Genomic DNA, 22,644 nt, shown 5'->3' on the forward strand with positions numbered 1-22,644 from the left:
TCGGAGCCCAGCGGTGCTGCTTGCTCTGCTCAGTGCTGGACTACTGGGTGTATTTCTGAGCGGCTGCACCGCCGGGGCTTCCGTCCCGCCGTCCGGTGTCACGCCGACGGTCAGCGTCACCAATGCTGAAAACGGGTCCGAGATCGGCAACGGTCGCCCGACCGTGTCCTTTGACGGCCCCCTGGTGCAGCGCCGCGTGGTGCTCGCCGTTGAAGCGGATGCTGACCTGCCCGCGTTGCGCGCGCGGCTGGAGCAACGGGCATCCGCTTCGCATCTCGCGCTGACCGACATCTCGCCCGACGTATTGCCGGCCGGGGTGCTCGAACAGGGCGTGCCCCAGCTGACCGTACTGCTGTCGGCAGGCGCCACCAGGGATGAGGCGCGAGCGTTGCTCGCGAGCGATGGACCGGAGTCGATCGATTCGTACTTCGTGCTCAGTGTGCTCGTGCACGACCTGCGTTTCGTCGTGGACTCGGCCGACCCGACCGCCCTGGCCGATGCAGTCGCACGGGAAGGCATCCTCTCGGATGATCTCGGCAACTATGGCAGTGCGATCGGTGCCAACACACTGGAGGTCAGCTACCTTGGAGCGCTGCTCGGCGATGACGTGGTGGCCGACGTACGCGGCGGCATGGCCCGCAGTGCCGGAATCACCGCCGATCAGGTGCGCGTTGCGGCCGGAACGCCGGGTGGAGCCGGCGTGGATATGGCCGCCGAGCCCGAGCCGGCCGCGGTTGTCATTGCCGACAGCGATGCGAGCCACGGGCACGATGGCAGCGTGTCCGCGACAGCCGCGACCTCGCCGGGCCCGGCCGTGAACGCCTGGAGCGTCTACGGCATCGGTCTCACCGTGCTGCTGATCGGGTCCGTCGGCATCATGATCTGGACGGGTCGGCGCCGGTCGGCGGCTAGCGAGATCGAACCGGAGCCACGCGATCGAGAGTAGCCATGACGGAGGTGCCACCGCCCATCCAGGAGCGTACCTCAAGGGAGCCCCCGGCAACGTGGATGGTGTCGCGCATGATGCGCAGGCCCAGATGGTTGTCGGGGGCACCCCCGTTCAAATCGAACCCGCAGCCGTTGTCGTGAATGAGCAAAATGGTGCGGTCGTCGTCTTGCATGAGGGTGAGCTCGAGAACACCGGCCTTGGCGTGCTTCACCGTGTTGGCGAGCACCTCGCGGGCGACCCGGTAGAACATGGCGGCACGGTCGCGATCGAGGTCGCAGTTGGCCGGTACGTGAAGTTTGACCTCGATCCCCTGCTCGAGCAGCGGAGCGGTGAGGCGTGTGAGGGCGGCCGGCAGCCCGAGCTCTTCGAGGTCGGGTGGGTACAGCTCGGTGGTCATCGCCCGTAGCGTGCGCACGTTCTTCTGCAGGATGGCTTTGGCCTGGCCGAACAGTGCCCGGTTCTCCGGTGCGGAGTGCCGTTCCTCGGCTTCGAGGGCATAGGACAGCCCGGCAAGGTCTTGAATGACTTCGTCGTGCAGGTCGCGCGCAATGCGCTGGCGCTCCAGGTCGGAGGCATCGATAGCGTGTTGCAGCAGCTTGCGCTTGATGGACTGGTGATTTTGGATGCGCCGGGCCAGTTGCACGGCCGGTATGAGTTGCGCCAGCTGCAGAGCTCCGAGCGACAGCAGGAAGGCCGGGATAAGGCCGAGAAGTACGGTGTCTTGCTCATGGCGCAGGGCATCGTCGTTGAAGTAGGCCTCGAGGATGAACGCGTTGCCGTTGCTCGCGATGGAGCGCACGTAGACTTCGACAAGTTCACCCGAATCGGTTTCATACAGGTCGTCGGGGGCTGTTTGCGTCTCGAGGGTGGCGCGGCCCTGGCCGCCGGCCAGTAGCTCCGGTGCCCAATTGGGGAGGGCAAAATTTTGGCCGACGAGCAGGGGCAGATCGGAGTAGACGATTTTTCCGTTGGCGTCCCAGACCTTGATGCGCACGAGCGACCCATCGGCGAGGCGGGGGGCCAACCGCTCGTCGAGGCGCCGAGTGGATCCCGGATCGCCGGCCACGACGCCGTCAGTGATCAGCGGACCGAGCGAGTAGTCAGCCAGCCGCTGGGTGTGCAACACCGCGTTGGCCATGGCGTTGGCCTCGGACTGCGCGCGCACCCAGAGGGCGACCGGCACGGCGACCAGCACCAGGGCAACGAGTCCCATGAGCAGAAAACGCTGCACCGCAGCGCGCACCTCGGAGCGTTCGGCGGCCTGATGCTCGTCGTGCCGGTTTTGGAACGACGAGCCCGGCCGCCTTCTAGACATGCTGCGCCGGCACCAGACCGAGTCGGGTGGCAATCACGACGGCCTCGAGCTGCGAGTGCGCGCCGAGCTTGCCGAGGATGGCTTTGACGTAGCCGCGGCAGGTGTTCTCGGAAATTCCGAGAACCCTCGCGTTGGCCCGCACGTCGGAGCCCTCGCCCATCAGTCGAAGCACGGCGAGCTCACGCTTGGTCAGCTCGGGAAAGGGGATCTCTTCGCTGCGCTGCCGCCGCCGGGCACTCAATAGGCTAACGAGGGACGGATGCACGAGGAAACCGCCGATGCGCGCGTGCCGCAGGGTGTCGAGCACCGTCGCGAGGGAGCCGTCTTTGGGTAGGAACGCGCAGACCCCGATCGCGGCGGCCTGCTCGAGAGCCTCGAGGGCCGGGTCGCCGGTGAGGATGACAATTCGGGTATGAGGAGCGCGGGCGAGGATGGCTGTGGCCGCGACGAGACCGCTGCCGTCGGGTAGGTGGTAGTCCATGACCACGACGTCGGGGACCAATTCCTGGCAGGCGGCGATGCCGGTGGCCACGCTGTTAGCCCAGCCGACGCTGCACAAATCGGGTTCGCGGTTCAGGGAACCGGTGAGCAGTTCAGCGAAGGTGGTGTGGTCGTCGACGATGAGAATACGAATTTGCCCCATCGGGGTTGTGTCGACCGTGACGGAGCCGGGTAGTGACGCGGTCGCGCTGGTCCCCTGCACGCTGGGTTCGATCGGGTACATCTGCGCGCTCATCTGCGGGGACCTCTCTGCCCGATACTAAGCCTCGATGCTGCCGGAGCACACTGTGCTGTTCCGGTTGGCGAGACCATTATCAGGACAACCCGAGTTTTTGTCGAGTCCTGTCTCTTTGGCCCCCCATGTGGTACGAGGCCGACGGGGCCGGCTCAGGCACGAGTGACGGCGCGTCGCAGAAATGACGTGACAACATCAGTAGCCTCCCGGAGGGAATCCGCGACCGGCTCTGGTCGCGAAGAAGAAGTGGTGGCAGGGCGCCCAGGCTCGCTCGTCGGCGACGGGCGAAGCTGGTCGTGCAGCATGAGCAGCGCGGACAGCACGTCGGCCAGGTCGCCGTCGCCGTCAGCCGTAGCGTGCAGCAGGCGAAGCTGGGCAGCGTGCAGAATCGGGCCGGGAGCGCAGCCCAACTCGTTCTGCATCGAGCGGCGACACCGGTCGTAGGCTTGCAGGCCCTCGGCGTGGCGCCCGCTGGTCTCCAATCCGAGAATGAGGGCCGTCCAGGCTCGTTCGTTCAACGGCTCGTCGGCCAGTGCGAGGTTCGCGAAATCGAGGGCGTCATCGATGCGGTGCAGGGCTGCAGCTGTTTCCGAAGCGAGAATGCGGGCGCTGGTGAGGCGGGCGGCGTGCAGATCGCGGGCTTCCATTGCCCAGGCCGGCAGAAGTTCGTCGCCGAGCAGCGGTGCGGCGGCGAGGTCCAGAGCGCGCAGCAACAGGGGATACGCGAGGCCGGGAATGGTCTTCTGCGCTCGCTTCAGCAGCACGTCGAACTGGTCAAGGTCGACGTCGACGAGTTCACGGTCCAACACGTAGCCGCCGGTCGTGGTCTGCAGCGGGCCAAATTTTCCCGCGCCGGGCTGCAGATGGCGACGGAGAACGCTGACGTAACTTTCCAGGGTGGGCAGGGCCTCGACCGGAGCGCTCGCGCCCCAGAGCAATTCAATGAGGCGGTCTTTGGAGACCGGCAGTCCCAGGTGCACGAGCAGAATTTCGAGGATCTGGCGAGGCTTGGGCCCGCCCAGCTGATGGGCGTGCAGCACGGTCGATCCCCGTCGAACGCTGAGGTTTCCAAGTACGTGCACGCTCAAGTGGGCTATGGGTGTCGCGGTGGGCTGTTCTCGGGTGACGAATCCAGTTGTCATGCTGACCTCCACTGTTGGAATGCAACCATGCTGCCCGCTTGCCGATAGGCGGGGGTAGCCGCGTGTGGAGTAGACATTTACCCCCAATTTCGGGGGATATTCTCAGGGTGCGGTGTGGTGCCCCGTTCCGAGCGATAACCGCGCGCCCTGCGGGCCGTCCAGAACCAGGGCGATGGCCTGATTCGGGATCTCAAAGACCAGGGTTGCCAGAACGGATGTCCCGGCCGCCGCCTCCCGCTGGCTCAGGTCGACCCAGAGCGCGGTGGCATGGGATCCGACACCGGACAGGGAGTAGTCGGCGGCGTCGAAAGACAGACCGGCGGCATCCGCTGCGGTCAGTTCGAGCAGGATGCGCACGCGGTGAGCGCCGGGCTGCACAGCGCTGTCGAGCCGGTCGGCTGAGCCAGGCGGTACCCAGCCGTCGGATTCGAGCGGGATGACCGCGCTGATGCGGGCGAGCCCGCCGGGGACGGCGGTCGTGTCGCCAAACGCGGTGCTCGGCTTCGTGCCGGTGAGAAGCAGAGCACAGGCCAGCGCTGCCATCACGAGCCAGACGACGGCCAGCGGGATCAGAATCTTCCGGCGGCGCGGGGACAGGGCGCGGCGGGGCTGCGTCTGCCGAGTGGTTTCGGGATGCTTCGCGCCGTCGTCGAGGCGAACCAGACGCAGCGTCGCGTTTGTGGGAGTCATGGCGGAATCTTGGTGCCGGCACCATGGGAAAACCCTGCTGGGGTGATTGGGTCACCGCTTAGCTACTGATGGTTTCCGGGCCGGGAACGGGTTGGACGTTGCAGTGGGGGTTAGTGGTGCGGCGGCGGGGCGGAGGCGAGAATGGCGAGAACCATGAGACGGAGTGTACCCAGGTGCGCGCCAGACCTGACCGGGCCCGGTCCCGGAAACTGGGCCCATATTCTAGGCCGGGCCCGGGACTCACGGATTGGTGTCCATCGTCAAACTGTGCGTGCCGGCCGATCGCGCTGGCCCGCACGCACAATTCGGCCAGCGCGCCGGCGCGTGCCGCTGGCCGCGCCATCTGCTTCCGCGATCAGTGCTCGTCGGCTCCGAGTACGCGCAACGGTAGGTAGACCGAGCTACCCATCCTGGTGAACTCAGCCGATTTCTCCGCCATCCCGGCCTCGATCGCCTCGAGGCTGGTGAGGCCGTTCTCTGCGGCATACACCCGAACATCTGCTGAAATGCGCATGGAACAGAACTTGGGACCGCACATGCTGCAGAAATGGGCGGCTTTGGCCGGGCCGGCGGGCAGCGTCTCGTCGTGAAAGCTTTGCGCGGTGTCGGGGTCGAGCGAGAGCGCGAACTGGTCGGTCCAACGAAACTCGAAGCGGGCCCGGCTGAGGGCGTCGTCGCGTTCCTGCGCGCGCGGATGCTGCTTGGCCAGGTCGGCGGAGTGTGCGGCGATCTTGTAGGTGATCACTGCGGTCTTCACGTCGTCGCGGTTGGGCAGGCCGAGGTGTTCCTTGGGGGTGACGTAACAGAGCATGGCGGTGCCGGCCTGGGCGATGATGGCCGCGCCGATCGCGCTCGTGATGTGGTCGTAGGCCGGGGCGATGTCGGTGGCGAGCGGGCCGAGCGTGTAGAAGGGGGCCTCCTCACAGAGTTCCTCTTCGAGGCGCACATTTTCGACGATCTTGTGCATCGGAACGTGGCCCGGACCCTCGATCATCACCTGCACGCCATAAGATTTCGCGACCTTGGTGAGTTCGCCCAGGGTGCGAAGCTCGGCGAACTGGGCCTCGTCGTTGGCGTCGGCGATTGATCCGGGGCGCAGGCCATCGCCGAGCGAGAAGGTCACGTCGTAGCGGCGCAGAATCTCGCACAGCTCCACGAAGTGGGTGTAGAGAAAGCTCTCCTGATGGTGGGCGAGGCACCAGGCGGCCATGATCGAGCCGCCGCGGGAGACGATTCCGGTCACCCGGTTGGCGGTGAGCGGCACGTAGCGCAGCAGCACTCCGGCGTGCACGGTCATATAGTCCACGCCCTGCTCGCACTGCTCGATAATGGTGTCGCGGTAGATCTCCCAGGTGAGCAGGGCCGGGTCGCCGTTGACCTTTTCGACGGCCTGGTAGAGCGGAACGGTGCCTACCGGAATGGGCGAGTTGCGCATGATCCACTCGCGGGTGAGGTGGATGTCCTTGCCGGTGGAGAGGTCCATCAGGGTGTCGGCGCCCCAGCGGGCGGCCCAGACCATTTTTTCGACCTCTTCGGCGATCGACGAGGTCACGGCGGAGTTGCCGATGTTCGCGTTGATCTTCACGGTGAAGGCCTTGCCGATGATCATCGGCTCGCTCTCGGGGTGCATGCGGTTGGCCGGAATGACAGCGCGGCCGCGGGCCACCTCGTCGCGCACGAGCTCGACAGAGACGCCCTCGCGGGCGGCGATGTAGGCCATCTCCGGGGTGACGATGCCGGCCCGGGCCCAGACCAGCTGGGTCGCAGCGCCGTCGATGGGCAGCGGATGTTCCCACCCGGCCCGGGTCTTCGGCAGCCCCTTCTCGAGGTCGATCGTGGCCGTGTCATCGGTGTATAGGCCGGACGTGTCGTACAGGTCGAAGTGTTCGCCGTTGCTGAGGTTCACCCGGCGAACCGGAATTTCGAGCCCTGGCCAGGCCGGCACCGGTTCGTAGCGTTTGCTGCTGCCCTGGATCGGGCCGGTGGTGACGGTTTCAGACATGGAGATTTCGTCAATTGTGCGCATGTTCTCGAACTTCCTACGCCGGCATTACCCGGACAGGTTCAACGGTCGACGGCCCTGGCCGTCCTCTCAGCTCGCTGGTGCGCGCTCCCGTGGGTTGTGTGTCTTCTGACTCCTTCACCCTAGCGTGAGTCCTGTCCATGCTCGCGGCGGCCGGCGTGCTGGCGGCGCGCCGGGCATCCGTTCAGCGGGCGAGGGAGGCGAGTTCGGCGCGGGTCGAGGCGCCGACCTTGCGCAGCAGGTTGGCCACGTGAAACTTCACGGTGTTCTCGCTGATGGTCAGCGCCTCGGCAATCGCCTTGTTGCGCGCGCCCGACGCCACAAGCTCGAGCACGCCGCGCTCGCGCGGGCTGAGGCCCCAGGCTGCCGCCGCCGAAACGGATGCCGTGGGCGCGTCGAGCGGTAGCGACACCGCCATCTCCGACCCCCAGCCGGCGGTCGCCTCGACACCCAGCGTTCCGCTGAGCGCCACGACGCGGGCGGCCAGCTGGCGAACGCTCGGAACCTCGGCGTCGAGGTCGCCCGGCCCGTCGTCGCGAATGCGAATCAGCAGGTTGCTGCCGTCGCAGTCCCACTGAACGCGCACCCGCGCGACCCCGGTCTGCTCGACCAGGGCGAGCACGGCGCCGCGCACGATGGCCCTGGCCTCGTGGGCGACTTCGCCGGGCAGTGCGCGGCCGTTGACCGGCGGCTCGATGAACTGCACGTCGAGGTCGCCGAAGCGCACCAGCGGGCGCAGGTCATTTTTGAGACGTTCGAAGGCGCGGGCAACAGGTTCTTCGGTGAGGCTCCGGTCGAGGTCGCTCACCGCGCGCAGGGCGACCATCGCCGCGGCGGCGAGTTCGGTGGCCTTCTGGCGGGCAGCGGTGTCACTCGTGCTGCTCGAGCGCAGCACGGCGAGCAGGGATTCCAGCGTGGTCGCGTGCGTGTCGGTGAGGTCGGCGATGAGCTTGGAGCGTTCGGCGGCCATGCTGCGCGCGGTCTGCACGGGTGAATCGGCGAGGAAGGTCATGCGAATAGCCTATCCGAACCGTCCGTGGAGCCTGCCCGGAGCAATTCGTTTGGGTAGTAAAACCATTCGTTTGGCGGGCCGCACGCCCGCTCGAAGGAGTGGAGTATTGACCTATGACCGAAACGACAACCACCCCCACCACAGCGGATGCCCTCGGTCTCATTTTCGCCGAGAATGGCCGCGTCGTGGACGCGCTGCGGGCGGCATCCGCTTCTGTGGTGCTGGATGACGCGGCGAGCCTGCTCGCTGTGGCACCGCGGGTGTTCGTGCTGGGAGCCGGCCGTTCCGGGCTGGCGTTGAAGATGACCGCGATGCGGCTCATGCACCTGGGCCTTGACGTGCACGTGGTCGGCGAGGTAACCAGCCCGGCGATTGCGCAGGGCGACCTGCTGCTGGTGGCGAGTGGATCCGGAACGACGGGCGCCATCGTGCGCGCCGCCGAGACGGCTCACGGTGTGGGTGCGAACATTCTCGCGCTGACGACGGCGCCGGAGTCGCCGCTCGGGCACCTCGCCGCGGTGACCGTGGTCATCCCCGCGGCCGCCAAGCAGGACCACGCCGGGCAGGTGTCGGCGCAGTACTCGGGCGGGCTGTTCGAACAGTCCGTGCTGCTGGTGGGCGACGCCCTATTCCACACGCTCTGGCAGCGAAGCGGTGCGACGGCCGCCGAGCTCTGGCCGCGTCACGCCAACCTCGAGTAACAAACCGGATAGGGCCCAGGCCCCGTCCCGAAAACCACAGACCGCTTACCCCAACAGAAAGTAGAACCCCATGAAGCTTCAGGTAGCAATGGACGTACTGACCACCGACGCCGCGCTGGCGCTCGCCGCGCAGGTCGCCCCGCACGTCGACATCATCGAGCTCGGCACCCCGCTGATCAAGGCTGAGGGCCTGCGCGCCGTCACCGCGATCAAGGCCGCGCACCCCGACAAGATCGTCTTCGCCGACCTCAAGACGATGGATGCCGGCGAGCTCGAAGCCGACATCGCCTTCGCCGCCGGCGCTGACCTCGTGACGGTGCTCGGCACGGCCGGAGACAGCACCATCATCGGAGCCGCCGCCGCCGCGACCAAGCACGGTAAGGGCATCGTCGTCGACCTGATCGGCGTTGCCGACAAGGTCACCCGCGCCCGCGAGGTCACCGCGCTCGGTGCCCAGTTCGTCGAAATGCACGCCGGACTCGACGAGCAGGCCGAGCCCGGATTCTCGCTCGCGAAGCTGCTCAACCAGGGCGAAACCGCCAAGGTTCCGTTCTCGCTGGCCGGTGGCGTGAGCCTGGCGACCATCGCCTCGGTGCAGCGCGCCGGCGCATCCGTTGCCGTTGCCGGCGGAGCCATCTACGGCGCCGATGACCCGGCTGCCGCCGCTGCCGCCCTGCGCGCCGCGATCATCTAGATTCGCGTCTTCTCGGTGCCGTTCCGCTTCGCGCGGGGCGGCACTTTCGCGTTAACGTCCCGGTCGCATCAAGCGGATGCCCGCGCCACGCGCCGCCGTGCGGTGGGCGCCGCTAGGCTGGTGGCGCCCAGACCAGGTGGCGGCACCGTCGCCGCGAGAGGACGCGCATCCCGCATGACCAGCACAATTTTCGACCGAGCCCGGCCCGCGGCATCCGTTGTCGCAGCCTCACTCGTCGGCACCCGGCAGGGCTCCTTCTGGCTCGACGACCTCGCGCCGCGTGCGAACTACCCTCGGCTCTCCGGCAACCTCAACTGCGACCTGGCGATCGTCGGCGGCGGCTACCTCGGCTTGTGGAGCGCGGTGCTGGCCAAGCAACAGAATCCGGCGGCGCGCGTGGTGCTGCTGGAGGCGCGCACGGTCGGCTGGGCGGCATCCGGTCGCAACGGCGGTTTCTGCGAGGCGAGCCTCACCCACGGCGAAGAGAACGGGCGCACGCGCTGGCCGCAGGAGATCGACCGGCTGACCGAGCTCGGTAATGAGAACCTCGACGAAATCGAGCGAGCCGTGGCCGCACTCGGCCTGGACTGCGATTTCGAGCGCACCGGCGCCATCGACCTCGCCATCGAGGACCACCAGATCGAGTGGCTGCGTGAGGAGACGACCGACGAGAACACCGTGTTTCTCGACCAGGCGGCCGTGCAGGCCGAGGTCGCGTCTCCGACCTACCTGGCCGGGGTCTGGCACAAGCGCAGCAATGCCCTCGTGCATCCGGGCAAGCTCGCCGCCGAGCTGGCTCGCGTGGCCACCTCCAGCGGGGTCGAAATCTTCGAGAACTCGCTCGTGCAGAACCTCGACACGACCGGACTGACCGCGGCGCAGGGCACCCGGGTTGTGACGGCGGGCGGCTCCGTGACTGCCCAGAAGACGGCTCTGGCCACAAACGTCTTTCCGTCGCTACTCAAGCGCAACAAACTCGCAACCGTGCCGGTCTACGACTACGTGCTCATGACCGAACCACTGAATGCCGACCAACTCGCCGCGATCGGCTGGCAGCACCGGCAGGGGCTCAGCGACCTGGCTAACCAGTTTCACTACTACCGGCTGAGCGCCGACAACCGCATTCTGTTCGGGGGCTACGACGCCGTCTATCACTACGGGCGTAAGGTGCGTAGCGGGTATGAGAACCGCCCCGAGACCTTCGCCAAGCTCGCGAGCCACTTCTTCACGACGTTTCCGCAGCTGGCCGGGGTGCGTTTCAGCCATAAGTGGGCCGGCGCCATCGACACCTCCACGCAGTTCTGCGCGTTCTTCGGCCAGGCGCGCGGCGGGCGCATCAGCTACGCGGCTGGATTCACCGGCCTCGGGGTCGGCGCCACGCACTTCGCCGCTCAGGTCATGCTCGACCAGCTGGCTGGCCGCGCCACCGAGCGCACTGAACTGGCCATGGTGCGCGGTCGTCCGCTGCCGTTTCCGCCGGAGCCGATCGCATCCGCTGGGATTCAGGCCACGCGCTGGGCGCTCAACCGGGCCGACCACAACCGCGGCAAGCGCAATGCCTTGCTGAAAACCCTCGACGCGCTGGGCCTCGGCTTCGACTCCTAGCCGCTAGGGCGTCAGCCGAGCAGCAACCGGCCGAGCTGGTCGGTCGAGTGCACGACCGCCGTAGCAGCCTCGGCCTCAGCCGGAGAGCCGTAGCCCCATTCCACCAGAATGGCCGGAATGCCGTTGGCCTGGGCGCCGATGGCGTCGTAGCTGCGGTCGCCGACCATGACGGCGCCGCTGGTGTCGACGCCGGTCGCGGCCAGCTGGGCGAGAGCCTCGGCGACGATGTCGGCTTTCTTGCTGCGGGTATCATCGGCGGAGGCACCGACCGTGGCCGTGAAATACTTCGCCAGGTCGAAGTGCGTGAGAATGGCGATGGCACTCAGCTCGGGCTTGCTGGTGGCGAGGGCGAGCGGGATACCCGTCGCGTGAATGCGCTCGAGTAGACCGGCGATGCCGGGAAAGACAGCCGTGTCGAGGGCAGCAGCGCCGTGATACTCAGCCCGATAGACCGCGATGGCCTCCACGGCTTCGTCTGCGGTCATTCCCGCATATTCCTGGAAGGCGTCGAACATGGGCGGTCCGACGTAGGCGAGCAGTTCGGCAGCGGACGGAACCGGACGCCCGAGCAGCGTGAAAGTGCGAGCCAGCGAGCTGGTGATCGCCGGGGCGGAATCGGTGATGGTTCCGTCGAGGTCGAAGAGAATGGCGCTCCAGGTGCGCGTCAATGTTGCGTTCATTCGGCATAGCCTAGGTGTTCTGGAGGCAATGTACCCCATTTGCCCATTCTGCTCAGCCTTTCCACGGTTAAACGCGGTCGAGGCTGCGCTGTCGATCGGCGTGACCGTGTTCGACCACGCCGACATCTACCGCCATGGCAAAGCTGAGACGGCGTTCGGCGAGGTACTGAAACGCTCGCCGGGACTGCGCGAGCGGATAGAGATCCAGACGAAGTGCGGCACCCGGCGCACATCGACCCGGTGCTCGGATCGAGCGACCCGGCGCGCATTCGCGCCTGCGGTGATGCCGCCGCGCAGGCTGCGGCGATGACCCGCGACGAATGGTTCGCGCTGTATATCGCGGCGCGCGGGCGGCCGCTGCTCTAGAAGAGCTTCGAGGCCGTGTCGTCGAGGCCGCGCATGGCGTCGTAATCCAGCAGAAGGCAGCGGATGCCGCGATCCTCGGCCAGCTTGCGGGCCTGCGGCTTGATTGTTTGCGCGGCGAACACCCCGGTCACAGGCGCCAGGTGCGGGTCGCGGTTCATCAGCTCGAGGTAACGGGTAAGCTGCTCGACCCCGTCGATATCGCCGTTGCGCTTCAGTTCTACCGCGACGGAACTTCCGGCGGCGTCTTGCGCGAGGATATCGACCGGCCCGATCGCCGTCATGTACTCGCGGCGCACGAAGGTGAAACCCGCGCCGAGCAGATGGATGTGCTCGGCCAGCAGCTTCTGCAGGTGCGACTCGGCGCCGTCCTTGATCAGGCCGGGGTCGATGCCGAGGTCGTGGGCGCTGTCATGCTGCACCTCGTAGACGCTGACGATGAGCTGGTCGGCGGTTTTGGCGTGGGTGACCGTCCAGAGGGCGGTGATTCCGGCATCCGCTTGGTCGTCGTCGGGCTCGGAAATGGTGACCGAGCAAGGCGGGCTCATCCAGTTGAGCGGCTTGTAGGAGCCGCCGTCGGAGTGCACGAGCACACTGCCGTCCGACTTGATCATGAGCAGGCGGGTGGCCAGCGGTAGGTGGGCGCTGAGACGCCCGGCATAGTCAACGGAGCATTTCGCAATTACAAGGCGCACCGGTCGAGTTTACGGGTTCTTGTCGTTGGTCGGCGTCAGGATCTCGCCGACGTAGATGACGGAGTTGCAGCTAAATCCGCCACTGGTGAGGTTCGATTCCAGCTGCCAGTAAGCCCGGCCGAAGCGCTCGCAGACCAGACCACCCACATCGCCCTCGACCGCGGTGTAGCGCAGCACGCCATCGGCATCCGTCTCGACCGTGCCCATGGCACCCTCCATCGCCCCGATGTCGACGATGGGATCCGGCGTGGGGGCGGGCGAGTGGGTCGGGGCGATTTCGGTCGGAGCGAGTTCGGGGGTGGCCTCCGCCGCGCACGCCGTCAGGAGCAGCGTTGCCGCAAGGGCGCTGATCAGAATCAGGGTTCGACTGTGAGGGTTTCGGGCCATCGGTCCAGCTTGGCAACCCGCACGCGCCGCTGCCAGTCGGCTTCTTGGGGGACGAGCGGTCAATCTCGGGCGGATGCCTTCGGCCGGGCGGCCGGGGCCGCCAGCCCCGCCAGCACCATCAGTACCAAGATCAGGTAGAGGGCATTGAGGATGCCCCAGGACTCGCCGAGCAGGCCGAGCACGGGAGGCCCGACCAGGAACGCGAAGTAGCCGATGATGGCCACCGCGCTCACCCGAGCCGCGGCGTTTTTGGTGTCGTCTGCGGCCGCGGACATGCCCACCGGAAACCCGAGCGAGGCGCCGAGGCCCCAGAGCACGGTGCCGACGAACACGAGCGGGGTGTTCGGCGCGAGGATGAACAGCACGAGCCCCGTAATGCCGATTCCCGCGCAGGCGCGCAGCACGACAACACGGCCGAACCGGTCGAGCACGGGCCCGCCGATGACGCGACCCACGGTCATCGCGGCCACGAATACGCCGAAGACAATCGCCCCGTCGGTGTTGCTGAAGCCGTGTCCATCGACCGAGGCGAGGGCGAGCCAGTCGTTCGCCGAGCCCTCGGCGAAGGTCATGCCGAGCACGATAACCCCGATCAGCAGCAGTTTGCGGTCGCGCCAGACGGCGAGGCTGTCCCGTAGGCGCTCGCGCCAGGCGCGTGGCGGGGCATCCGCTTTTTCGGTGCTTTCGACGCTCACCGGAAGAAACCGCACGGCCACGACGATCGTGCCGAGAACCAGCACGGCCATGACCAGCAGGTGCCAGAACACCGAGATATCCAGAGCGGATGCGGCGGCGCCGCCCAGCGCGCCGGTCACCGTTCCGAGGCTGAAGCAGGCGTGCATGAGCGGCATGAGCGTGCGGCCGATGGCGCGCTCGGCCGCTGCGCCCTCGACGTTCATCATGACGTCGAGGGATCCCACGCCGATGCCGAACACGGCGAGGGCCGCGAACACGAATGGGGCGGAGGGTACGAGGCTGACGCCGACGCCCATGAGCACGAGCCCGGTGGCCGACAGGGAGACGCTGACCAGCATGGCCCGGCGGGCGCCGAGGCGAGCGAGCATCCCGGCAGCGATGAGTAGCCCGATGACTGAGCCCGCCGAGAGCCCGAAAATGAGGATGCCGACCTGAATGGTGTCGAGCCCGAGGCCGTCGCGCACGGCGGGAACCCGCGACATCCAGCTGGCCAGGCCGAGCCCGGCCACGAAGAACGCGGCAAAGACGGCGTTGCGCCAGCCGATCAGAGCGGGGCGCGTGGTGGTCACGGGAAATTCAGAGGAGGTCATCGGGCACACGGGTTCTCAAGCGGCGGGCGGACGCCTCGACAGCGGGTGGGTGGAAGTCTTAACGCTACAACGAATAGCGCGCGCAGAACGAGAAATGGCACTCGGCGCGCGAGAGCCCGGCTGGTGCCCCCTGGCGCGGGGGCTGGGCTCGTGGGTGAGGTGCCAGAGCTTGCCCCATCAGGCTCGCGTGAGACGGCATATCGAGTGCACTCCTGGCGGTTCTCGCCCAGGACCTGGCTAACGCTTCTGTCTCAGGACATCCCTGACCGCTCCGCCTCGAGACCTCCCCGCACCCGACCGCATGACGCCGGAAGACCCCGCCGATTCGCTCCCCACAGCGACTTAGCGTAGCCTTACCTTAGTCGTTCAAAAACCCCGTCCTTGGAGTCCTATGCGCATCCCCCTCTCTGTCGCCGCGCTCGTTGCCGGCGCCACCGTTCTTGCCCTCGCCGGGTGCACGCAGGCCGCCGAGTCGACGGCAAGCACCGCAGACGGCGCCTTCACCCTGTACTCGGGTCGGGACGAAGCGCTCATCCAGCCGCTCATCGACCAGTTCGAGGAGCAGAGCGGCATCAGCGTCGAGGTGCGTTACGGCAACACCGCCGAGCTCGGCGCACTCCTGCTCGAAGAGGGCGACGCCACCCCCGCCCAGGTCTTTCTCGCCCAGGACGCCGGAGCGCTCGGCGCCCTCGCCAATGCCGACCTCTTCGCGACGCTGCCCGCAACAACGACCGATGCCGTTCCGGCCGGCTTCACCTCGACCGACGACACCTGGGTCGGCGTCACCGGCCGTGCCCGCGTGATCACCTACGACAGTGAAGCGCTCGCCGCAACCGACGTGCCAACATCCGTTGACGCGTTCACCGACCCGGCCTGGTCCGGAAAGTTCGGTATCGCGCCGACCAACGCGAGCTTCCAGGCCTTCGTCACCGCCTACCGGGTGCTGAACGGTGAAGAGGCCGCCGACGAGTGGGTCAAGGCCGTTGCCGCCAACAACCCGGTCATCTTCGACAACAACCGCGCTATCCTTGCCGCCGTCAACGACGGGGTCATCGAGGCCGGACTCATTAACCACTACTACTGGTTCGCCCAGGCCGCCGAAACCGGCGAGGCCAACATGCGCGCCCAGCTGTCGTACCCCGAAGCCGGCGACGCCGGATCCATCGTCAACGTCACCGGCGCCGGCCTGCTTGCCGGCGCAGCAGACGATGCCGACGCCCTCGAGTTCATCGACTACCTCGTGGGCGCCAAAGCGCAGCAGTACTTCGTCGACGAGACCTACGAGTACCCCCTGATCACCGGCATCGACGCCCCGGCCGGACTGCCGGCGCTCGACTCGCTGGTCAACCCCGACCTCGATCTGGCCGACCTCGACACCCTCGAAGACACCCAGGCCCTGCTCGGCAAGCACGGCCTGATCTAGCATTGAAGTAGTGAAGGCGCGGGTGCGGGCTCAGGTCGGCAGCCGCGCCCTACCCTCCAGCGCCTTCTCTCAACTGCTCATCACAGCGGATGCCCCCACTCCGCTCAGCGCGCGTCCCGCAGGGCCGCTCACATGACCGAGCTGCTCATTCCACCGCCCGAAACCGCCGTGCCGCGCCCGCCCGCCCGGTACCACTTCGGCGCGCCGCCCTGGCTGCTGGCGCTCGCCGCACTGTGCGCCGCGACTGCTGCCATCCCGCTGGTCTACCTGGTCGTGCGCACGACTGAGGCGGGGCTCACGGACCTCCTCGACACCCTGGTGCGCCCCAGGGTGCTACAGCTCACGGTCAACACGGTGCTGCTCGCCGCGGCCGTCACCCTGTCGTGCCTCGTGCTCGGCACGATCTGCGCCTGGATTCTCACGCGCATCCGCTTGCCGTTTCAGCGCACGCTGCTGCTGGCCTCGGCGCTGCCGCTCGCGGTGCCGAGTTACCTGGCTGCCTACGGCTGGCTGGTCTGGTTTCCGCACCTCAACGGGTTCTGGGCCAGCTGGTTCGTCATGACCATGGTCTGTACCCCCTACGTGACGCTGCCGGTCGCGGCGGCGCTGCGCGGGGCATCCGCTGATCTGGAATCAGTGGCCCGCACGCTCGGTCGCGGCCCGCTGCGTGCCTTCGCGGCCGCGACCTGGCCGCAGATTCGCCCGGCCGCGATCGCCGGGGCGCTGCTCGTCTGCCTCTACTCGCTGAGCGACTTCGGACTCGTCTCGATGCTGCGGTTTCAGACGCTCACCTGGGGAATCAACGCCGCCTACGGCGCGAGTTTCGACCGCAACCAGGCCGCGCTGCTCGCCCTCGTGCTTGTCGTGCTCGCGCTCGTGGTCGTGGCCGGCGAACGCCGCAGCCGCCGTCAGGTCGGCGGCATTCCCGGGCGCAGCACCATGCCGGCCAGAGCCCCCGGCAAGACGGGCCCGCTCTTCGCCGCGGTGCTGCTCGCCGCACCGATCGCCGGGGTGGTGGTTCCGGTGGTCGGCTTGCTCAGCCGCCTGCTCGAAGCCGAAACCCTGCGCGCCATCGACGTTCCACGACTGGTCGAAGCCATCGGAGCGACCCTGGGGCTCGCCCTCGCCGCCGCCGTGGTGGCCGTGTTCGTCGCGCTGCCGATCGCCGCGCTCGCCGCCCGTTACCAGGGGCGCCTGGTGGCCGTGATCGAGGCCGTCGGCTTTCTCGGCCACGCCCTGCCCGGCATTGTCGTTGGCCTGTCCCTCGTGTTCTTCGCGCTCGCCGCGGTTCCAATGTTCTACCAAACCTCCGTTGTGCTGGTCTTCGCCTACGTCGTTCTGTTCATGCCGCGCGCCATCGGCAGCATGCGCAGTGGGATCGCGGCGGTGCCCGCGAGCCTCGGCGACGTGTCGCGCATGCTCGGCCTCTCGCCCTTTCAGACCTGGTGGCGGGTGACCGCGCGCCTCGCGCTGCCCGGCATCGCGATCGGTGCACTGCTCGTGGCTATCTCGGCCATGAAAGAATTGCCAGCGACGCTGCTGCTGCGGCCGACGGGCGCGTCCACGCTCGCCACCGAGTTGTGGAGTCGCACGGCCCTGTTCGAGTTCGGCGCTGCAGCGCCCTACGCGGCGGCGCTCGTGCTCGTGGCGATGGTGCCCGCGATGCTGCTTTCCGGCATCCGCGGTACGGCAAGGGAGAACTGATGGGCTGGGTTGCGATCGACGGGCTGCGCGTCGCCTACGGTGACACGCGGGTGCTCGACGACGTCAGTTTGCGCATACCGCGCGGCAGTCTCGTCGCTGTTCTCGGCCCGAGCGGATGCGGCAAGACCACCCTCCTGCGCGCGGTCGCCGGTTTGTTGCCGGTCACCGCCGGCACCATCACGGTTGGCGGACGCCTCGTCACCGGCCCCGGCGTGCAGCGCGCGCCGGAGAAACGCGGAATGGGTTGGGTTCCGCAGGACGCCTCGCTGTTTCCGCACCTCACGGTGGGCGAGAACATCGGCTTCGGACTGCCCCGCACCAAGCAGAGCGACGACCTGTATTGCGAACCCGGCGAGGCTCCCGGGGGAGTCGCCGGGCTGTTCGCCGGTTTCACCCGGCGCGGGCGTGCGAACCGGGCAAGGCCGGCGTCGTCGCCCGTCCGCCCGCTCATCGGCGGGCCGGGTTCCGTCCCTGCTGCGCCGGGGCGCGGCCCCGCCTCCGGTACACCGGGGCACACCCACCTCGCGCCGGCGCCGATCACTCCCGACCGCAGCCGCCAATACAGCCGCGCCGCTCGCATCGTTGAGCTCGCCAGCCTGGTCGGCCTGTCCGACCTGGTAGACCGTGCCCCCTCGCAGCTCTCCGGCGGTCAGGCCCAACGCGTGTCGCTGGCCCGAGCGCTGGCCCCCCGCCCCGACCTCATGCTGCTCGACGAACCGTTTGCGGCCCTCGACCCGCTGTTGCGTTCGGCCCTGCGCACCGAGGTCGCGGCCCTGCTGCATGCCCAGCACAACACGAGCCTGCTCGTGACCCACGACCAGGAAGAGGCGCTCTCGCTCGCCGACTTCGTGGCCGTCATGCGCGGCGGCGAGATTTTGCAGTTCGGCACCCCAGCGGATGTCTACGAACGCCCGGTCGACCCCTGGGTCGCCGGGTTCGTCGGCGACACCGTCGAGCTCGACGGCATCTGGCGGGGTGGCCGCGTCGACTGCGCGCTCGGCTCGCTCCCGGCGGACTGGATGGGCGCACCGAGCGACGTGGGCGCAGCATCCGCTCCCGCCGACGGACCGAGCGTACGCGTGCTGCTTCGCCCCGAATGGTTGACCCTCGCCGAGCCCGCAGCCGACTCGAAAACGGATGCCGTCACCACAGCCATCGCGTACGCCGGCCACGACGCCCTGGTGAGTTTCACCCTCCCGGGCGGCCTCGTCGTGCGCGCCCGCGTCGCTGCCCCCGACCTGCCGCGCGTCGGCGACCGGGTCACCCTGGGCGTGCGCCAGAACGCCCTCGCCTACCCGCTCGCGTAGCTCACTGTGCAAAGAACCGGCCTGCGGAGGCGGCTGGTAGACCCAGGGTCAGGCGGCCGGGAAATAAAGGGTCGACACGATTGAATCAAATCGGAGCGCCGATATGGCGACCTGAAGTACCTGGGTCGCAGTATTTCCGGCGCAAGACACCGTCATGTCTCCGCCCCCACTCGGCATCGTCAGCAGTGTGGTCGAGGAAAAGGAGGTCATGGGTCCGGTAGTAGAGAACGGTGCGATGAATTGACCGCGCCAAGTAGAGCCACCGTCAATCTGGCAGACTCCCGCCGCACCGGCTTCGCCGACCAGCTCACTGGCAGCGGTTTGGTCCACGGCTCCTGTGGGCGTGCAACCTAGCAATGACCGTGCAAGGAATGCAACGGCACCCGTACCGAGAAACTTCGTCTTTTGACTCAGACTCCTTAAACTACAGACGAGGCAAATGGGTATCGACACATTAGGCGTGGTCGATGCATTTCGACCCTCCCGCCGCCCTGCCTCCGCTCACTAGAGTGAGCTTGCTCGCACCCGAAGCGGCGGGAAAAAACTCGAAACGAGGCTCCATGGCCGGCGGGCTGGATGCGCACGCCAAATTTGAGCGACGTGGGCGTAGCATCCGTTCCCGCCGACGGAACCCCGGTGTGCGCCAGAGCGCCCTCGCCTATCCGCTGGCGTAACCCGAGCACGTATCGCGCCGTCGTTTGCTGATCTCGCGCTTTTAGGACTGGAAATCGATTATTTCTTCGAAATTACGTAAGGGCGTCACGAGGCTACGAGACTACGAGGCTACGAGGCTACGAGGCTACGAGGATTCGTGACGAGTAGTCAGCGGCGCACTCACTAGCTACTGCGCCGCTGCAAGGGACGACGGGGATGTTTTCGTGAAGTGTGTCCGCGATGTGCTTCTGAGTTTTACTCGCTTTTGTGTTCGATTTGCGGTAGAATTGCCGTGAAGGAGGCACTGGCGCCCATGTTCATGGAGAACCCGAGTGAGACCCGTTCGAACCCCGTTATCGAGGCGGTCGAACAGGCACGGGGCATTCTTCTGGACGCGTTGGACGGGGTGTCGTTCGGGCTGCTCGGCGATGAAGAGTCGTTGAGCATGCTGCTCGCACTGGAGAGCGTGGGCCGGGTCGTCGACGGTGCCCGAGTGCTCTCCACAACCGACGTACTGCGCCGCTCCGAGTACTTTGACGCTGCGGCCGCACAGGCTGCCGCCCAGGCTGCGGTTGCCCAGGCTGGGGTTGATCAGGCTGGGGTTGATCGGAGCGCCGCCACCCAGAATGCCAGCGCGCGGAATGCCGGTGCCGAGACTGCTGGTGCGGGGAACGCTGGCGGGGAGAATTCTGGCGCGGATTCCGTGACGCCGGACAGTGCTGCGCCAGCTTCGGCAGTGGTTTCGAGCGTGGCCGGCGGTGCGGCAGCGCTGGCGGCGCCGACACTGGCGCGGCGGCTGGGCTGTCGCAGCGGGGCCGAGCTGGTCTGCACCCTCGCCCGCATCTCCCGCAGTGAAGTACGGCAGCGGGCCACGCTCGGTGAGAAAGTTGGCCAGCGGATGCTCCTCGGCCGCCCCCTCACCGCCACCTATCCTGTTCTCGGTGACGCACTGCAGGGCGGGGCGCTCGGGGTGGAGCAGGCGCGGGTGATCGTTCAGGTGCTCGACGGGCTCCGCTCCGAGGTGCTGGCCCCAGACCTCGACCGGGTCGAACGCTCCCTCGTCGCGAGTGGGTCCGGTGCGATCACCCCGGAGACTGAGGGGCTGCCGGGGGCGGGGATCGCGTTCTCGCCGGAGTTGTTGCGGCAGCAGGGCATCCAGTGGAAAGCACGCCTCGCCCCCGACGGTTCGGCGCCCGGCGAGACCCCGACCGAGCGGCGCAGCTGGCTCACCTTCGGCACCCTGGCCAACGGCGGCTACAGCCTCAACGGCTGGTTCACCACCCTGGACCGGGCCATCATCGGCAACGTCTTCGACACGTATCTCTCCGCCGCAGCGGCGAACCCGGTCCCCGGTGCCACCGACACTCCCTCCCCCGACACCGCCCGAGTCGTCGACGCCACCCTGGCGCCCGATGTGACACCGTGTGCCCGGGTCGAGTTCCGTGAAACCGAGCACGATGGGCACGACAACTGCGGCACACCACCGAAGGGAACCAGCACCGCGGTGAACACGTCGGGCCGAGCAGGGGAAGCCTGCGTGCCGGGCAAGGCAGGAGTCGAACGGGGCTCCGACCCGCCCGACCCGCTCAATCCCGACCCGCCCGACCCGCTCAGTCCCGCTGCGCTCAGTCCGTGTCCGCAGCAGCCCGACGACATCCGCTCCCGTAGTGAGAAGCAGGCCGGCATCCTCCGCGCCGTGTTTGAAGCCGCCGCCCGACACCCGGGCACCCCGACGATGGGCGGAGCCGCCCCGACCGTGCTCGTGCACATCAACATCACCGACCTCCTCGACGGCCGCGGCGCCGGCTGGATCGACGGCATCGACGGCGCGCTCAGCCCCGGCCAGGTCGATGAGTTGATCTGCGCCGGCGGCTACCAGCCCGTGCTGTTCGGCCACACCGGCACCATCCTGCACCTCGGCCGCAGCAATCGATTCTTCACCGCTACACAACGCCGAGCCCTGGCGGCTCGGGACGGTGGTTGTGTCATCCCTGGCTGCACCGTGCCGCCCCACTTCACCCAAGCCCACCACGTCACACCGTGGAGCCAGGGCGGCCTCACCGATATCGATAACGCCGTGCTGCTCTGCAACGCCGCCCACAGCAGTATCGAAACATCCGGCTGGGACATTCAGATGCGCGGCGGCCGCCCGTGGATCCGCGGACCCCTCGCCTTCGACCCCACCCAAATCTGGCGCCCCGCCGGCCAGAATCGCGCCGCCACCCCCGCGGAGAAACCCACCTGGGAAAAGTAGCGCCCGTCGCACGGGCAGCGCACCCGACGCAGCGCTGGCAGGGCACGGGCACGGGCGCGCGTGCCGCAATCCGCCACAGTGACCCAGCAGCCTAGCCGAAGCCCCGAACGGGGGACCTTCGACCCTCGCTCCCACACAGCGCCGCTGACTAGAGTGAGCCTGCCAGCGCGATGAAAGCGCGCAAAAAACTTGAAACGAGGCACCATGGCCGGCCACACGAACGCCCCCGGGCAGTCGGTGACCAGCCGGGTGCTGAGCATTCTGGCGGCGTTTGAACACAGCGCATCCGCTCGGTCGTTATCGGAGATCAGCCGCGAGAGCGGGCTGCCGCAGAGCACCGCACACCGCCTGCTCGGCGAGCTCGAGACCTGGGGCGCCGTGCAGCGGGATGCCCAGGGCCGCTACCAAATCGGCCTGCGCCTCTGGGAACTCGGCCAGCACGCCGGCCGCAAACTGCGGGATGTGGCCCGGCCCTACCTGCAGGACCTGTTCGGCTTGACCCAGGAGACCGTACACCTCGCCATTCGCGACGGCGCCGAGGTGCTCTACATCGACCGGGTCTATGGCAGCCGGCGCGTGCCGCAGGCCAGCCGGGTCGGCGGTCGTCTGCCGCTGCACGCCACCGCGGTGGGCCGGGCCATTCTGGCCTTCGAAGAGGAATGGGTGCAGAACGCCGTGCTCGACGGCGAACTCGTGCGCCGCACGCCGCTGACCAAGACCGATCCGGCCGAGCTGCGCCGGGAGCTCGGCAAGATTAGCGAAATCGGTTTCGCCCTCGCCTCCGAAGAAGTACGACAGGGCTCGTGCTCGCTCGCGGTGCCGGTGTTTCAGGCGCCGGGCAAGATTTTCGGGGCGCTCGGCATTGTGCTGCCCACCTCGCGGGCGCACCAGTTGGAGCGCTACCTGCCGGTTCTGCAGGGCACGGCGCAGCGCATCCAAGCCGGAATCGCGCACCTGCCACCGGCCACCCTGCGCCTGCCGGCCAGCGTGGCGAAACCCACTCAGCCGTGAAGCCACTTCCATC

At 67.7% G+C, this 22,644-nt stretch carries 20 protein-coding genes, 1 pseudogene and 1 riboswitch; of the genes and pseudogenes, 11 read left to right on the forward strand and 10 right to left on the reverse strand.

The genetic code is table 11. The features are described from left to right. Positions 1–13 precede the first annotated feature (13 nt). Positions 14–946 carry a hypothetical protein gene (locus tag CXY77_RS03890; protein WP_104089913.1) on the forward strand — a complete coding sequence of 311 codons (933 nt, stop codon included), beginning with the start codon at positions 14–16 and terminating at the stop codon, positions 944–946. Here the strand turns inward: CXY77_RS03890 and CXY77_RS03895 are convergent. The 6 genes from CXY77_RS03895 to CXY77_RS03920 form a co-directional block, all read right to left on the reverse strand. Then, the gene (locus tag CXY77_RS03895) at positions 909–2,264 is read right to left on the reverse strand and encodes a sensor histidine kinase (protein WP_092338508.1); all 1,356 of its coding nucleotides are present in this window, start codon (positions 2,262–2,264) and stop codon (positions 909–911) included. The genes CXY77_RS03890 and CXY77_RS03895 overlap by 38 nt on opposite strands. Further along, the gene (locus tag CXY77_RS03900; RefSeq protein WP_104089911.1) at positions 2,257–3,000 is read right to left on the reverse strand and encodes a response regulator transcription factor; all 744 of its coding nucleotides are present in this window, start codon (positions 2,998–3,000) and stop codon (positions 2,257–2,259) included. The genes CXY77_RS03895 and CXY77_RS03900 overlap by 8 nt, the downstream gene beginning before the upstream one ends. 152 nt (positions 3,001–3,152) lie before the next feature. Next, the gene (locus tag CXY77_RS03905; protein ID WP_104089910.1) at positions 3,153–4,142 is read right to left on the reverse strand and encodes a BTAD domain-containing putative transcriptional regulator; all 990 of its coding nucleotides are present in this window, start codon (positions 4,140–4,142) and stop codon (positions 3,153–3,155) included. 102 nt (positions 4,143–4,244) lie between these two features. Next, complete coding sequence (locus CXY77_RS03910) at positions 4,245–4,832, reverse strand: hypothetical protein (protein ID WP_092338515.1); 588 nt, start codon at positions 4,830–4,832, stop codon at positions 4,245–4,247. Positions 4,833–5,187: 355 nt separating this feature from the next. After that, positions 5,188–6,858, reverse strand: coding sequence for a phosphomethylpyrimidine synthase ThiC (gene thiC / locus CXY77_RS03915; protein ID WP_104089908.1), 1,671 nt, complete (start codon positions 6,856–6,858; stop codon positions 5,188–5,190). After that, a riboswitch (TPP riboswitch) is annotated at positions 6,852–6,960 on the reverse strand. It overlaps the preceding gene by 7 nt. A gap of 79 nt (positions 6,961–7,039) precedes the next feature. Then, positions 7,040–7,867, reverse strand: coding sequence for a LuxR C-terminal-related transcriptional regulator (locus tag CXY77_RS03920; protein WP_092338517.1), 828 nt, complete (start codon positions 7,865–7,867; stop codon positions 7,040–7,042). 113 nt (positions 7,868–7,980) lie between these two features. Between CXY77_RS03920 and hxlB the strand changes: the two genes are divergently transcribed. The 3 genes from hxlB to CXY77_RS03935 all read left to right on the forward strand — a co-directional run bounded on the left by hxlB (position 7,981) and on the right by CXY77_RS03935 (position 10,867). Beyond that, positions 7,981–8,568 (forward strand): 6-phospho-3-hexuloisomerase, encoded by a 588-nt coding sequence (hxlB, locus tag CXY77_RS03925; protein ID WP_092338519.1) that lies wholly within the window; start codon positions 7,981–7,983, stop codon positions 8,566–8,568. A 70-nt stretch (positions 8,569–8,638) separates the two neighbouring features. Further along, positions 8,639–9,262: a 3-hexulose-6-phosphate synthase gene (gene hxlA, locus CXY77_RS03930; protein WP_104129726.1), complete on the forward strand. Its 624-nt coding sequence runs from the start codon at positions 8,639–8,641 to the stop codon at positions 9,260–9,262. 174 nt (positions 9,263–9,436) lie between these two features. Beyond that, positions 9,437–10,867, forward strand: a complete 1,431-nt coding sequence (locus tag CXY77_RS03935; protein ID WP_104089907.1) for an FAD-binding oxidoreductase — start codon at positions 9,437–9,439, stop codon at positions 10,865–10,867. Positions 10,868–10,878: 11 nt separating this feature from the next. On the opposite strand, the gene CXY77_RS03940 is transcribed toward CXY77_RS03935, so the two are convergent. Then, positions 10,879–11,547: an HAD hydrolase-like protein gene (locus tag CXY77_RS03940; RefSeq protein WP_092338525.1), complete on the reverse strand. Its 669-nt coding sequence runs from the start codon at positions 11,545–11,547 to the stop codon at positions 10,879–10,881. Between the two features lie 73 nt (positions 11,548–11,620). Here CXY77_RS03940 and CXY77_RS20525 point away from each other — a divergent pair. Then, positions 11,621–11,773: pseudogene (locus tag CXY77_RS20525) on the forward strand (aldo/keto reductase); the annotation flags it as partial. Further along, positions 11,761–11,913 carry a hypothetical protein gene (locus CXY77_RS20530; RefSeq protein WP_233197221.1) on the forward strand — a complete coding sequence of 51 codons (153 nt, stop codon included), beginning with the start codon at positions 11,761–11,763 and terminating at the stop codon, positions 11,911–11,913. The pseudogene CXY77_RS20525 and the gene CXY77_RS20530, both read left to right, overlap by 13 nt. On the opposite strand, the gene nucS is transcribed toward CXY77_RS20530, so the two are convergent. The 3 genes from nucS to CXY77_RS03960 are packed head-to-tail and all read right to left on the reverse strand — an operon-like array spanning position 11,910 to position 14,257. After that, complete coding sequence (nucS, locus tag CXY77_RS03950; RefSeq protein ID WP_092338527.1) at positions 11,910–12,605, reverse strand: endonuclease NucS; 696 nt, start codon at positions 12,603–12,605, stop codon at positions 11,910–11,912. The genes CXY77_RS20530 and nucS overlap by 4 nt on opposite strands. A gap of 9 nt (positions 12,606–12,614) precedes the next feature. Beyond that, a complete protein-coding gene (locus tag CXY77_RS03955; RefSeq protein ID WP_104129727.1) occupies positions 12,615–12,992 on the reverse strand; it encodes a hypothetical protein in 378 nt (125 codons plus the stop codon). A 59-nt stretch (positions 12,993–13,051) separates the two neighbouring features. Continuing rightward, entirely contained in the window at positions 13,052–14,257 is a 1,206-nt protein-coding gene (locus tag CXY77_RS03960) for an MFS transporter (RefSeq protein WP_233197212.1), read from the reverse strand. Positions 14,258–14,669: 412 nt separating this feature from the next. On the opposite strand from CXY77_RS03960, the gene CXY77_RS03965 reads away from it, so the two are divergent. The 5 genes from CXY77_RS03965 (at position 14,670) to CXY77_RS03985 (ending at position 22,631) form a co-directional block, all read left to right on the forward strand. Beyond that, on the forward strand, positions 14,670–15,701 hold the full coding sequence (locus tag CXY77_RS03965) for an extracellular solute-binding protein (protein WP_104129728.1): 1,032 nt from the start codon (positions 14,670–14,672) through the stop codon (positions 15,699–15,701). A gap of 132 nt (positions 15,702–15,833) precedes the next feature. After that, the gene (locus tag CXY77_RS03970; RefSeq protein ID WP_104089900.1) at positions 15,834–17,405 is read left to right on the forward strand and encodes an iron ABC transporter permease; all 1,572 of its coding nucleotides are present in this window, start codon (positions 15,834–15,836) and stop codon (positions 17,403–17,405) included. Next, positions 17,405–18,712, forward strand: coding sequence for an ABC transporter ATP-binding protein (locus CXY77_RS03975; protein ID WP_092338537.1), 1,308 nt, complete (start codon positions 17,405–17,407; stop codon positions 18,710–18,712). The genes CXY77_RS03970 and CXY77_RS03975 overlap by 1 nt, the downstream gene beginning before the upstream one ends. Positions 18,713–19,658: 946 nt before the next feature. Next, entirely contained in the window at positions 19,659–21,620 is a 1,962-nt protein-coding gene (locus CXY77_RS03980; RefSeq protein ID WP_140425481.1) for an HNH endonuclease signature motif containing protein, read from the forward strand. Positions 21,621–21,824: 204 nt separating this feature from the next. Beyond that, on the forward strand, positions 21,825–22,631 hold the full coding sequence (locus tag CXY77_RS03985) for an IclR family transcriptional regulator (protein WP_092338541.1): 807 nt from the start codon (positions 21,825–21,827) through the stop codon (positions 22,629–22,631). Positions 22,632–22,644 lie beyond the last annotated feature (13 nt).

The organism is Cryobacterium sp. N21 (assembly GCF_002929575.1).
Classification (GTDB): domain Bacteria; phylum Actinomycetota; class Actinomycetes; order Actinomycetales; family Microbacteriaceae; genus Cryobacterium; species Cryobacterium flavum.